14 protein-coding genes are annotated in these 11,805 nt (G+C 69.5%); 4 read left to right on the forward strand and 10 right to left on the reverse strand.

Annotation, left to right across the window (positions count from 1 at the left end; translation table 11 throughout):
• The first annotated feature begins 76 nt into the window (after window positions 1–76).
• Genes AB8998_RS25965 through cmaA2 form a run of 3 tightly spaced genes read left to right on the forward strand, consistent with a single transcriptional unit; the run spans window position 77 to window position 2,483 of the window.
• Complete coding sequence (locus tag AB8998_RS25965) at window positions 77–988, forward strand: HAD family hydrolase (protein WP_369740811.1); 912 nt, start codon at window positions 77–79, stop codon at window positions 986–988.
• Window positions 989–1,030: 42 nt separating this feature from the next.
• Complete coding sequence (locus tag AB8998_RS25970) at window positions 1,031–1,540, forward strand: FAS1-like dehydratase domain-containing protein (protein WP_369740812.1); 510 nt, start codon at window positions 1,031–1,033, stop codon at window positions 1,538–1,540.
• Window positions 1,541–1,550: 10 nt separating this feature from the next.
• On the forward strand, window positions 1,551–2,483 hold the full coding sequence (gene cmaA2 / locus AB8998_RS25975) for a cyclopropane mycolic acid synthase CmaA2 (RefSeq protein WP_369740813.1): 933 nt from the start codon (window positions 1,551–1,553) through the stop codon (window positions 2,481–2,483).
• Between the two features lie 87 nt (window positions 2,484–2,570).
• Here the strand turns inward: cmaA2 and AB8998_RS25980 are convergent, their stop codons facing one another.
• The 9 genes from AB8998_RS25980 to AB8998_RS26020 form a co-directional block, all read right to left on the reverse strand.
• Window positions 2,571–3,641 (reverse strand): lysophospholipid acyltransferase family protein, encoded by a 1,071-nt coding sequence (locus AB8998_RS25980; protein WP_369740814.1) that lies wholly within the window; start codon window positions 3,639–3,641, stop codon window positions 2,571–2,573.
• A gap of 5 nt (window positions 3,642–3,646) precedes the next feature.
• On the reverse strand, window positions 3,647–4,771 hold the full coding sequence (locus AB8998_RS25985) for an SDR family oxidoreductase (protein WP_369740815.1): 1,125 nt from the start codon (window positions 4,769–4,771) through the stop codon (window positions 3,647–3,649).
• An 81-nt stretch (window positions 4,772–4,852) separates the two neighbouring features.
• Window positions 4,853–4,954 (reverse strand): 30S ribosomal protein bS22, encoded by a 102-nt coding sequence (locus AB8998_RS25990; RefSeq protein ID WP_003402602.1) that lies wholly within the window; start codon window positions 4,952–4,954, stop codon window positions 4,853–4,855.
• A 149-nt stretch (window positions 4,955–5,103) separates the two neighbouring features.
• The gene (locus tag AB8998_RS25995) at window positions 5,104–5,361 is read right to left on the reverse strand and encodes a cell division/environmental response transcriptional regulator (RefSeq protein ID WP_369740817.1); all 258 of its coding nucleotides are present in this window, start codon (window positions 5,359–5,361) and stop codon (window positions 5,104–5,106) included.
• 141 nt (window positions 5,362–5,502) lie between these two features.
• A complete protein-coding gene (gene proC / locus AB8998_RS26000; protein ID WP_369740818.1) occupies window positions 5,503–6,378 on the reverse strand; it encodes a pyrroline-5-carboxylate reductase in 876 nt (291 codons plus the stop codon).
• A gap of 27 nt (window positions 6,379–6,405) precedes the next feature.
• On the reverse strand, window positions 6,406–7,236 hold the full coding sequence (locus AB8998_RS26005; RefSeq protein ID WP_369740819.1) for a thioesterase family protein: 831 nt from the start codon (window positions 7,234–7,236) through the stop codon (window positions 6,406–6,408).
• A gap of 13 nt (window positions 7,237–7,249) precedes the next feature.
• Window positions 7,250–8,092, reverse strand: coding sequence for a sugar phosphate isomerase/epimerase family protein (locus tag AB8998_RS26010; protein WP_369740820.1), 843 nt, complete (start codon window positions 8,090–8,092; stop codon window positions 7,250–7,252).
• 34 nt (window positions 8,093–8,126) lie between these two features.
• Entirely contained in the window at window positions 8,127–9,092 is a 966-nt protein-coding gene (locus AB8998_RS26015; RefSeq protein ID WP_369740821.1) for a hypothetical protein, read from the reverse strand.
• Window positions 9,089–10,105 carry a Ppx/GppA family phosphatase gene (locus AB8998_RS26020; protein WP_369740822.1) on the reverse strand — a complete coding sequence of 339 codons (1,017 nt, stop codon included), beginning with the start codon at window positions 10,103–10,105 and terminating at the stop codon, window positions 9,089–9,091. Before AB8998_RS26020 ends, AB8998_RS26015 begins: the two co-directional genes overlap by 4 nt.
• A gap of 139 nt (window positions 10,106–10,244) precedes the next feature.
• Here AB8998_RS26020 and AB8998_RS26025 point away from each other — a divergent pair, with 139 nt between their 5' ends.
• Window positions 10,245–11,039, forward strand: a complete 795-nt coding sequence (locus AB8998_RS26025) for a DUF3109 family protein (protein ID WP_369740823.1) — start codon at window positions 10,245–10,247, stop codon at window positions 11,037–11,039.
• Here the strand turns inward: AB8998_RS26025 and AB8998_RS26030 are convergent.
• A complete protein-coding gene (locus AB8998_RS26030; RefSeq protein WP_369740824.1) occupies window positions 10,995–11,771 on the reverse strand; it encodes a FadR/GntR family transcriptional regulator in 777 nt (258 codons plus the stop codon). The genes AB8998_RS26025 and AB8998_RS26030 overlap by 45 nt on opposite strands.
• Between the last annotated feature and the right edge of the window lie 34 nt (window positions 11,772–11,805).

The raw sequence follows: 11,805 nt of genomic DNA on the forward strand, positions 1-11,805 counted from the left end.
CCGAACATCCGCCCGATAGGGTTGATACCGGCCGGCCACGGGCCACCGGGCGGCACAGCAGGTAGGAGGTTGAGCGATGGCTTCCGCTGAGTCGGGCAGCGCGGATCGCCCCGGTCCCGTTGACCTGGAAACGCTGGCGGCCGAGGCCAGCGCCGCGCGGGCGCTCGAGGGGTTGCAGGCGGCCGCCGACGCCGGCGAGGTCCCCACGCAGCCCCCGGTCGACCTGACCGCCGCCGCGTTCTTCGACGTCGACAACACGCTGGTGCAGGGATCGTCGGCGGTGCACTTCGGCCGCGGGCTGGCCGCCCGCGACTATTTCACGTATCGCGACGTCCTCGGATTCATCTACGCCCAGGCCAAGTTCCAGCTGCTGGGCAAGGAGAACAGCAACGACGTGGCAGCCGGGCGGCGCAAGGCGCTCACGTTCATCGAGGGCCGGCCCGTGCAGGAGCTCGTCGACCTCGGTGAGCAGATCTACGACGAGATCATCGCCGACAAGATCTGGGCGGGCACCCGCGAGCTCACCCAGATGCATCTGGACGCCGGCCAACAGGTGTGGCTGATCACCGCCACGCCCTACGAGCTCGCGGCGACCATCGCGCGCAGGCTCGGGCTGACGGGCGCGCTGGGCACCGTCGCCGAGTCGGTCGACGGGGTTTTCACCGGCCGACTGGTCGGCGAGATCCTGCACGGCACCGGTAAGGCGCACGCGGTGCGGTCGCTGGCGATCCGGGAGGGCCTGAACCTCAAACGCTGCACCGCCTATTCCGACAGCTACAACGACGTACCCATGCTCTCGCTGGTGGGCACCGCGGTCGCCGTCAACCCCGACGCCCGGCTGCGCAGCCTGGCCCGCGAGAAGGGGTGGGAGATACGCGACTTCCGCACCGCACGCAAGGCCGCCCGGATCGGTGTCCCGTCCGCCCTGGCGCTGGGCGCGGCCGGGGGGGCGCTGGCCGCACTGGCGTCACGACGCCAACCGCGCTGATAAGCTCCGCCGCTACGTCTTCGAGCGGAAAGCGGCACCGGCATGACAATTCCCGAAGGAACCCAAGACCTCATCGGCAGCCACTACCGGGCGCCGGATTACTTCGAGGTGGGTCGCGAGAAGATCCGGGAGTTCGCGCTCGCGATCAAAGACGAGCACCCGTCGCACTTCAACGAGGCCGACGCCGAGGCCGCCGGTTATCCGACGGTGGTGGCCCCGCTGACGTTCCTGGCGGTGGCGGGCCGGCGCGTACAGCTGGAGATCTTCACCAAGTTCAACATCCCGATCAACATCGCCCGGGTCATCCACCGAGACCAGAAGTTCAAGTTCCACCGGCCGATAGTCGCCCGCGACCGGCTGTATTTCGACACTTATCTTGACGCGGTCATCGAGTCGCACGGTACGGTGATTGCAGAGATTCGCAGCGAAGTAACGGACGCAGACGGCAACCCCGTGGTGACCAGCACGGTCACGATGTTAGGCGAAGCCGCACACCAGGAAGCCGGCGCTGAAACCGTCGCCGCAATTGCATCCATATCAGCCGGAAAGTAGGAGCGATTCAATGACTCCACAGGGGGAGACGGGCAGGACCCAGCTGAAACCGCCGGTCGCGGCGGTCCGATCGCACTACGACAAGTCGAACGAGTTCTTCAAGCTCTGGCTCGACCCGTCGATGACCTACAGCTGCGCCTACTTCGACGAGCCGTCGGAGCTGAACCTGGACAACCCGGGCAAGACGCTGGAAGAGGCCCAGTACGCCAAGCGCAAGTTGGCGCTGGACAAGCTGAACCTCGAGCCCGGAATGACCCTGCTCGACATCGGCTGCGGCTGGGGTTCGACCATGCGGCACGCCGTGCAGGAGTACGACGTCAATGTCATCGGCCTGACGTTGAGCGAGAACCAGTACGCTCACGACGTCGCGAAGTTCGAGGAGATCGACAGCCCGCGCCGCAAAGAGGTGCGCATCCAGGGCTGGGAGGAATTCGACAACGAGCCGATCGACCGCATCGTCTCGCTGGGCGCGTTCGAGCACTTCGCCGACGGCGCCGGTGACGCGGGATACGAGCGTTACGCCACGTTCTTCAAGAAGTTCTACAACCTGCTGCCCGACGACGGCCGGATGCTGCTGCACACGATCGTGGTGCCCACCACCGAGGAGGCCCAGGAACTCGGCCTGAAGACGACGATGAGCCTGCTGCGCTTCATCAGCTTCATCCTCCGGGAGATCTTTCCCGGCGGGAAGTTGCCTCAGATCGCGCAGGTCGACCGTTACGCGACGGAGGCGGGTTTCGAGATCGAGCGTCACCACATGATCGGGAAGAACTACGTTCCGACGCTGAACGCCTGGGCGGACGCGCTGGAGGCCCACAGGGACGAGGCGATCGCCCTGAAGGGTCAGGAGACCTTCGACATCTACATGCACTACCTGCGGGGATGCTCGGACCTGTTCCGCGACGGCTACACCAACGTCTGTCAGTTCACGCTCGTCAAGTAGTCCCTCGAAGCTTGCCGCCGAGCGCCCCGGTGTCGTTCAGGCACCGGGGCGCTGCGGTCGGTAGGCCAGAAAAGTACGCCAGGGAATTCAGCCGAGGAAGATGTTGCGCCGGCCGGCCAGCAGCCGGTACAGCGTCTGCTGGATCGTCTCGCGCACCTGATCGGTCAGCTCGAAGGTGACCATGGGGTCCTCGGCGTCGGAGGCGGAGTAGTCGTTGGTGTAGATCGGCTCGCCAAACGCGATGCGCCATTTCGACGGCAGCGGCACCAGACCCGCGGGACCGGCCAGCGGAAACAGCGGGGTGATCGGGAAATAGGGCAGCCCGAACAGCCGCGCCAGCAGCTTCACGTCGGCCAGCATCGGGTAGATCTCCTCCGAACCCACGATCGAGCACGGGATGATCGGCGCCTTCGTGCGCAGCGCCGCCGTCACGAAGCCGCCGCGCCCGAACCGCTGCAGCCGGTAGCGGTCCTCGAAGCGCTTGCCCAGCCCCTTGTAGCCCTCCGGGAACACCGCCGTGAGCTCGCCCGCCGCCAGCAGCCGGTGCGCGTCGGTCGTGCACGCCATGGTGTGGCCGGCCTTGCGGGCCGCTTCACCGACCACGGGCAGGTCGAACACCATGTCGGCGGCCAGCAGCCGCAGGTCCCGTTGGGCCTCATGTTCGTCGTGCACCGCCACCGAGAGCATCAGCCCGTCGAAGGGCAGCACCCCGGCGTGGTTGGCCACCAACAGCGCGGGCCCCTCGCTCGGCAGGTGCTCGATACCGCTGACCTCGACGCGGAACCACGACCGGAAGAAGAACCGCAGCAAAGGCCTGACGACCGCGTCGTTGAAGTGCGGGTCGAAGCCGAACTCGTCGACGGTGTAGTCGCCCGTCAGCCGCTGCCGAAGGAAGCCGGCCACGGCGGCCACCCGCTGGGCGAGTTCGTTCAGCGGCGCCTCGCCGGTCCCCGCGGCAGCGCCCGTGCCGCGGCGGTGCTCGTCGATTTCGCGCACGACGGCGGCGATCTGTTCGGCCGACGCGCGGCCGCGCGGATCCGAGAGCAGCGAGGGATGCTGGCGCGCGGATTCGGCCCGCTGATCGGCCCTCCGGCGCGCCGCCACCCGACCCCGATTTGTGTGCAGGGGAATCACGTTCGCTCTGGTGTCACCCGCCACGATCTCTACCTGCCCCCACCCCACGAAATTGGCTTTCGGCTTCCCCAGCGCTGCGCTAAGGCAATGGCGCGACCCTCCCAGGAGCGTACCCGATGAGGGTCGATTATGGGAGTCAGGCCGCGGCCGCGGACGTAGTCGTCGAACGCCTCGGCCGTCGTCCATTTCGGCTGGAAGCCGAGTTCGGTACGCATCCTGGTGGTGTCCATGACGCGGCCGTAACTCAGGTAGTCGAACTGGTCGCGGGAGATCTCTGTGTAGCGATTGGCCCGTCTCAGCGAATCCAGGGCCCACACGCCGAAGCCGGGCACCGGCAGCGGGATCCGCCCCGCCCGCCGGATCGCCTGGGACAGCATGATGACGTCGGCGCCGACGTTGAACGTGCCGGCCTTGCCGGCGATCGCCGCGCGCTCCAGCGCGCCCAGCGCGTCCTGCTCGTGCAACAACTGCAGGCGCGCATCGCGGCCGAACATCGTGGGCACCAACGGCCCGGCCAGGTAACGCGACAGGGTGGTGTCCATCGCGGGGCCGATCATGTTGGCCAGCCGCAGGATCGTCACCGCGATGTCGGGACGGCGCCGGCCCAGGCCGCGCGCGTAGCCCTCGATGTCGAGGCTGTCCTTGGCGAAGCCCGCGCGGAAAGGCCGGCGGCTGCTGCTGTCCTCGGTGAACATCACCGGGTCGTGCGGATCCGACCCGTACACCTCGGAGGTGGACTTCAACACCACCCGGCGCACCGAGGGCGCCTTCTGGCAGGCCGCGAACAACTGCATCGCGCCCATCACGTTGAGTTCCTTCAGCGCGGCACTGCCCCCGGACCGCGGTGCGTAGGAGGCCGCGGCGGCGTGCACCACGGTGTCGACCTCGCCGTTGCGAATCACCTTGGCGATGAAGGGATTACGGATGTCGGCGCGGACGAACTCCGCGCGCCCCATCCGGCGCAACATGTCCTTGCTGGGCGCGATCGCATCCACCGCGATGACGCTGTTGATCAGCGGGTTCTGCGCGAGCCGGGCGGTCAGGTAGCCGCCCAGGAACCGGCACGCACCGGTGACCAGCACCACCCTGGGGTAGTGCACGGTCTCCTCCCCGGCGCCGCTGGTGCCGGGACCGTCCCCGCTCGACAAATCCACCCGGATAGCCTAGCGGCGAGACGGGACGATGGCGTTACGGAGGCGTGACGGTCGGCATCAGCGCGACCTGCGCAGCGGGGGTTACTTACCGAGTTTTCTGCGCTGCACCCGGGTGCGACGCAGCAGCTTGCGGTGCTTCTTCTTCGACATGCGCTTGCGCCGCTTCTTGATTACTGAACCCATGAACTCCGCTATCTGACCCGTGACCGGTTGGTGAAGGACTTGAAAAGACCCCGCCACTTTACCCGGCCGCCCGCCGCGAACACCAAACCGGGACCTTCCGGCGGGCGCGCGACGAACCGAGCCGTGCCGCGAGGCCACGGGGATTCGGGTCAGCCGGCGTCGAAGTACGACGTCTCGAGCATGTCGTGGACGGCCTTGGCGTGCACCCGGAAGGATCGACCGACCCGCACCGCGGGCAACTCACCGTTGTGCACGAGCCGGTACACCGTCATCTTGGAGACCCGCATCAGCGCGGCCACCTCCGCGACGGTGAGAAATTGTGCCCTGGCCTGCTGGCCATCGCCGGGACTGGCGTCCCGCGCCTTGCCGGCAGAATCTCGCGCAGATGGCCCGTTCGTAGACGTCATCGCAACCCAATCGTGTCAGGCACGCGCAATGCCAGCGGCTTCCCCTCCGCTGGCACCCACACGTGCATACAAGGAGGAGAATAGCGGGACTAATGGGGTTACTGGTACTGGTGGGGGACAATCAATTCAAAAAAGCCCGAATTATTCCGATGTAATTCTCAGCTGCTCAGAGCGCGTTTTCGCGGCCTGGACGGCCGCATCGACGGCGGCCCGCAACCCGCCCCGCTCCAGTTCGCGCAGCGCAGCAGCGGTCGTCCCGCCCGGCGACGTCACCGTCGCACGCAACTGGGCCGCCGAGGCGTCCACCCGCTTGCCCAATCCCTCGCCCACACCCGGCCGCCGCTCCTGATCCAGCGCTTCGAGCAGCATGGCCGTCGACCCGGCCATCGTCTGCGCGGTCAGCTCGGTGGCCACCTCGCGCGTCAGGCCTGCCGCCACACCGGCGTCGACCAACGCCTCGACCATCAACATGAAATACGCCGGCCCCGAACCGGACAGCGCGGTCACGGCGTCCATGTGGGATTCGGCGACGGTCAGCACGGCGCCGACGGCGTCGAACAGCCCCGAGACCTCCTCGAGCTGCGCCGGGGTCACGAAGCGGCCCTTCGCCAGCGCGGTGACCCCCGCCCCCACCAACGCCGCGGCGTTCGGCATCGCCCGCACCACCGGCGTCCCGGCGGGCAGTTTGGATTCGAAGTAGGTGACGGTGATCCCCGCCGCGACCGTGACGAAGACCTGGTCGGGGGAGTCGTCCTCGGCCGCGGCGGCCACCCGGGCCAACTCCCCCATCAGCGACTCCACATCAGCGGGTTTCACCGCGACGACGACGAAGGCCGCGTGCTCGGCCGCCTCGGTCACCGACGTGACCAATACCGAGTAGGTGTCCGCGAGATACTTGGCCCGTTCGGGTATCCGCTCGGCCACCACCAGGTCTTTGACCTGCCGACCGGCGCGCAGCAACCCGGACAGCAGCGCCTCGCCGATGCTGCCGCCCCCGATGATCGCGATCCTTGCCATGCCGGACAGCATCGCAGACACCGCCCGCTAGCGCGGCGGGGGCACCAATGCCAGCTGGCGCGACTGCACCACGATCCGGCCGAGGCTGTCGACCACGATGTGGTCCTCGTCGAACCAGTCGTGGCCGATCTCCATGCACGTGCAGAGCACCCGCAGCCAGCCGTCGGCCGGCAGGGCCCGCAGGAAGGTGGTGAGCTGGATGGTGGGAGCCCAGCCGGTGCGATCCACCGCGAAGGTCACCGGCGCCGACAGATCCCCGCACATCAGCGCGAACAGCGCGTCCGGGGCCACGCCGCGGGGACGGGCCCACATCTGCAGCCTCGGCGGCCTTCCGTCGGTGCTCGGGCCCATCGTCGACAGCAGCGGCCGCACGTCGCAGCCCTCACCCAGGTGCACCAGGCCGGCCAGCGGGTGGCCGGGCCCGATCGCCTCGATGCCCTCGGGCGGCTCCGGCGCCATCAGCTCCGCAACCGGGTTCGCCGACAGCAGCGGCGCCGCATGCCCCCCGGGCGGATAGTGCTCCGGCTCGCCGAGATTGACCACGGCGTGCACGGCGGTGCGGTCGCCCTGGGTGAGCTCGACGTCGACGAGGCTGATCCGGCGCCCGCGCTTGCGGACCGACGTCACCACCCGCATCGGCCCCGGGTCGGGCGCCCACAGGAAGTTCGCCGACACGGCGACGGGTTCGAGCCCGTTCGCCGGCCCGCCGCACGCGGTGCGCGCGGCGTTGGCGCACAGCGCCAGCATGGCCCCGCCGTGCACCTTCGGACCGATCGTCCAGCGCTTGTCGAGCTCGCCTTCGAAAACGCCGGGGTCGACCTCCCGCAACGTCATCGCGGTGGTGAATAACGCGGTCATGATCTCCTGGGGGTCAGCGCAACAGGTGGGTGCGGGCGAACTGCAACGATTCGGCGAGCAGGCTCTCGCGCTCGCCGGCCGAGCGCGCCGACGACGTGGAGACCTCCAGCACCACGTGTCCGGCGAAATGGCCGGCGGCCAGCATCTGGCAGACCTCGGCGGTGGGCTGGGCTCCGCGCCCGGGAACCAGATGCTCGTCGGCGGGCAGCCCGTTGCCGTCACACAGGTGCAGGTGGACCAGCCCCGCGCCCATCCGCTCCGCCATGTCCAGCGCGTCGGTGCCCGCGGTGGCGGTGTGGGACAGGTCGAGCGTGTAGTGGGCGTGGTTGCCGTCCAGCGGGTCGTAGGAGGGTGCGAACGCCGAGATCGCGGGTCCCGGCCCGCCGCCGCGCCTGCGCATCCGCTCGAGGGACTGACCGGCCCCGAAGAAGCGGTCCGCCCGGAACGGGAACATGTTCTCGACGGCGACCAACACGTCGCTCGACGCCTCCAGCGCCGCGACCTGCTCGCTGAATCCCTCGGCGTAGCGCCGCTGCCAGCGGAACGGCGGATGCACGACGACGGTCTGGGCGCCGAGTTGCTCGGCGGCCCGCACGCTGCGCTCCAGCTTGGGGATCGGGTTGGCGCCCCACACCCGCTGAGAGATCAGCAGGCAGGGCGCGTGCACGGACAGCACCGGCACGCGGTAGCGCCGAGAGAGCTTGCCGACGGCGTCGATGTCCTGGCTGACCGACTCGCTCCACACCATCAGCTCGACCCCGTCGTAGCCGAGCCGGGCCGCGTACTCGAATGCGGCCTCGGCGCGCAAGGGGTACACCGATGCCGTCGACAGGCCGACTTTGATTGCTGGGCGCACTGTCTGTGGTTCCGACTGGGTTCCGGGTGGGTGTCTAGCCCGACTGCAACGACAGCGCCAGCGGCCCCAGCGTGATCAGCGCGCCGACCGCGACCGCGATCAGCGTGCTCGCGATGTCCTCGGTCTTGCGAACCACCCGGACCCCGACGACCAGCCCGAGGATGACCAGGACCGACAGCACCAGCGCCACGATGCTGTTCCACCGCCACAGCTGGTCGAAGGCGATGAACAGCCCGGCCCCGAAGGCGACCGCCAGGATCGACTGCACGACGACCACGCTGCCGTGCCGCAGCGCCTCGAACCTGCCCACCCCGCCGACCTTCCCGGCCTCGTCCCGGCGTGGCGCGACGGCGCGGTCGCCGACGTCGGAGTCGCGGTCTTCGCCCCTTTGCACCGCTTCGGCGCCGCCGCGCCGGCGGGCGAGCTCGTCGGCGAGCGTCTGCCCACCGAACAGGGTCGAATCGTCGAGGTAGGAACGCACATAGGCCGAGTCTTCGTCCACCAGGTCGGCATCGCGCACCTCGGAGTCCATCACGTCCACAGGCATGCCGGCGTAGTCGTCGACCGGGTCGGGACTCATCCCCTCGGCCCCGGATTGCCGCTCGGCGTCGCGCTCGTCGGCCTGGCGCACGGGCCGCGGGTAGGCGCTGCGCTCGGGCCCGGAAACGCGCGCGGGCTGCGGCGGCGACTTGGGCCAGCGTGGCTCGGGCTCCGACCAGTACGCGCTCTTCTGCCCGTCGTCGGCGGCGACGTCACGTTCGTGCTCGGGGGCTTCGGCCGTGCGGGTGCCGTTGGTCTCGCGTCCGGGGTCGTGGTCGTCCCGGATGACCGGGATGTCGCCGGTCAGCTCGGCGACCGTGACCGCGTCGCTGTCACCGCGCCGGCGGCGGCGGCGCCGGGTGACCGCGGGGGCGCCGATCGTTCCGTTTTTGGCCAGCAATTCGGCCACCGAGATGGGCCGAGTGCCGGGGCTCTCGGTGTCGGAGTGTGGTTCGGTCATGCTTTGCTGCCTCTCGATCGGTTCGCGTTCCGATCCCCTACCCGGTCTCCAGCATCGCGCACCGCGATATCGACGAGGGCCGTTCCGTCGGCTTCACTGTCGAGTTTGCGCAAGATGAGGCCCTCGCGTAAGGCCCAGGGGCAGATATCCACCGTTTCGATCGACAGCGCTCGCATGCTCGCCTCCGCCACCAGGGCACCCGCCACGATCTGCGGTGCTCGTTCGGCGCTCACCCCTTCCAACTCCGCGCGGTCAGCGGTCGTCATCCTAGAGATGAAAGATATGAGTTGTCTGAGGCCGTTTGCGGTGAGCGTCCTCTTCACCCGGGGTCCGGCCGCCGAGGGCGCCGCCCCGGTGAGCCGCGCCAGCGAGCGGAACGTCTTCGACGTGGCCACCGCCAGGTCCGGGGTGCCCGCGTCGAGCACGGCGACGCTGGCGTCGGACAGCTCGGAGTCCAGCCAGTCGCGCAGCATCGCCACCCGGCGGCGGCCAGGCGGGTCGTCGGGCAGCCACTCGCGGGTCAGCCGCCCGGCGCCCAAGGGCAGCGACAGGGCCACCTCGGGTTCCTCGTCGACGCCGCTGGACAGCTCCAGCGAACCGCCGCCGATGTCGAGGTTGATGATGCGGCCGGCGCTCCAGCCGTACCAGCGCCGCACCGCCAGGAAGGTCAGCCGCGACTCGGCGACCCCGGTCAGCACCTGCAGCTCGACCCCGGTCTCCTTGCGCACCCTGGCGAGCACGTCCTCGGAGTTCTCGGCGTCGCGAACCGCCGAGGTGGCGAAGGCCATCAGCTCGGCGCAGCCCGAGCTGTCGGCGATCTTGGCGAACTCGTCGATCGTCGAGATGAGCTTCTCCGCGCCGCGCTTGGTGATCTTGCCCGAGCTGTCGGTCGCCTCGGCGAGCCGCAGCGTGGCCTTCGTCGAACTCATCGGAGTGGGGTGTCCGCCGCGGTGGGCGTCGACCACCAACAAATGGACCGTGTTGCTACCCACGTCGAGCACGCCCAATCGCACGCAAACAACCTAGCCCGGCGACGATGCAGACCGCGTGGCGGTCTGAGCGTGGCAGCGTTGTTCGCCCCGGCCGGGGCGATTCGTGGCCGCCGGGGGCCCGGGGTGTCAGCGGGCCGCCGGGCCGGAATCGTGGTCTACCGTGGGATCCGTGCCGAATCCGGACCCCCGCCCCGGGCAAGAGGTCGATCTGGATTTCGCCCGCGAATGGGTGGAGTTCTACGACCCCGACAACCCCGAGCACCTGATCGCGGCCGATCTGACCTGGCTGCTTTCGCGCTGGACGTGCGTGTTCGGGACGCCGGCCTGCCATGGCACGGTGGCCGGTCGCCCCGACGACGGGTGCTGCTCGCACGGGGCGTTTTTGTCCGACGACGACGACCGCGCCCGGTTGGACGACGCGGTGTCCAAGCTGACCGACGACGACTGGCAGTTCCGCGACAAGGGCCTGGGCCGCAAGGGGTATTTGGAGCTCGACGAGCACGAGGGCCAACCGCAGTACCGCACCCGCAAGCACAAGGACGCGTGCATCTTCCTGAACCGCCCCGGCTTCCCCGCCGGCGCCGGGTGCGCGCTGCACAGCAAAGCCCTCAAGCTGGGTGTCGCGCCGCTGACGATGAAGCCCGACGTCTGCTGGCAGCTGCCGATCCGGCGCAGCCAGGAATGGGTGACCCGGCCCGACGGCACCGAGATCCTCAAGACCTGGGTCACCGAGTACGACCGGCGCGGCTGGGGCTCCGGCGGTGCGGACCTGCACTGGTACTGCACCGGCGACCCCGGCGCCCATGTCGGCACCACGCAGGTGTGGGAGAGCCTGGCCGACGAGCTCACCGAACTGCTGGGCGCCAAGGCCTACGCGGAACTGGCCGCGATGTGCAAGCGGCGCAGCAAGTTAGGGCTCATCGCGGTGCATCCCGCCACCCGATTCGCCGAGTAGCGCGCCGTCGGGCGCCGACTGGCTTCGGCCGTACGCCGCGACCATGCGCTGCGCGCTGGCCTGCAGGTAGTCCTCGACCGCGGCGGCGGCCGCGTCCGGGTCGCGCGCCAGCACGGCCCCGGTGATCGCCCGCAGACCGGCCACCACCGCTACGGCGTCGTCGTAGGCCGCCGTCAGCTCGTGCTCGCGGCCCCCGAAGGCTTGCTCGACCCATCGGTACAGCAAACCCAGCGCACGGTTGCGGCTGCCGTGGATGAGCGCCCGGAAGTAGGCGAGGTCGGCGGCCTGGCGTGCCACGGCGCCGTCCGCGTCCCGCACCGCCGCCAGCGCAGCCCGCAACACCTCGGCATCCTCGGGCGTGATGCGTTGGGCGGCCAGCCGGCCGATCAGCGGCCCCAGCCCCGCCCGGATCTCCAGCAGTTCGACCAGGAATTCCGGCCCCAGCCTGCGGACCAGCGCCTCGACCACCGCGGGATGGGTGAGGCCCTGCGGGTCGCGCACCACGTTGCCGCTGCCGTGCCGGGCCTCGATCAGGCCCATCTGCTGCACCCGGGCCAGCCCCTGCCGTAGCGACGTGCGGTTGACGCCGAGCTGCTCGGCCAGCTCCCGTTCCGGCGGCAGCGCCGAGCCGGGCGGGAAGGCGCCGTCGAGGATGGCGCCGGCGATCGACGCGGCGATCTGTTCGTCCACGCGGTGGCGGTCCGGCGGCCGGATCGGACTTGACTGGTTCATTGGTTCAACCAATATAGTAAACGCACCGGCGTGG

Source organism: Mycobacterium sp. HUMS_12744610 (assembly GCF_041206865.1).
Lineage (GTDB): Bacteria > Actinomycetota > Actinomycetes > Mycobacteriales > Mycobacteriaceae > Mycobacterium > Mycobacterium servetii.

Excerpts from the sequence above, each read along its gene's own strand:
- AB8998_RS25965 (WP_369740811.1), top strand. The coding sequence starts at position 77 with ATGGCTTCCGCTGAGTCGGGCAGCGCGGATCGCCCCGGTCCCGTTGAC.
- AB8998_RS25970 (WP_369740812.1), top strand. The coding sequence starts at position 1,031 with ATGACAATTCCCGAAGGAACCCAAGACCTCATCGGCAGCCACTACCGG.
- cmaA2 (WP_369740813.1), top strand. The coding sequence starts at position 1,551 with ATGACTCCACAGGGGGAGACGGGCAGGACCCAGCTGAAACCGCCGGTC.
- AB8998_RS25990 (WP_003402602.1), bottom strand. The coding sequence starts at position 4,954 with ATGGGTTCAGTAATCAAGAAGCGGCGCAAGCGCATGTCGAAGAAGAAG.
- AB8998_RS25995 (WP_369740817.1), bottom strand. The coding sequence starts at position 5,361 with ATGACGTCTACGAACGGGCCATCTGCGCGAGATTCTGCCGGCAAGGCG.
- proC (WP_369740818.1), bottom strand. The coding sequence starts at position 6,378 with ATGGCAAGGATCGCGATCATCGGGGGCGGCAGCATCGGCGAGGCGCTG.
- AB8998_RS26005 (WP_369740819.1), bottom strand. The coding sequence starts at position 7,236 with ATGACCGCGTTATTCACCACCGCGATGACGTTGCGGGAGGTCGACCCC.
- AB8998_RS26015 (WP_369740821.1), bottom strand. The coding sequence starts at position 9,092 with ATGACCGAACCACACTCCGACACCGAGAGCCCCGGCACTCGGCCCATC.
- AB8998_RS26030 (WP_369740824.1), bottom strand. The coding sequence starts at position 11,771 with ATGAACCAGTCAAGTCCGATCCGGCCGCCGGACCGCCACCGCGTGGAC.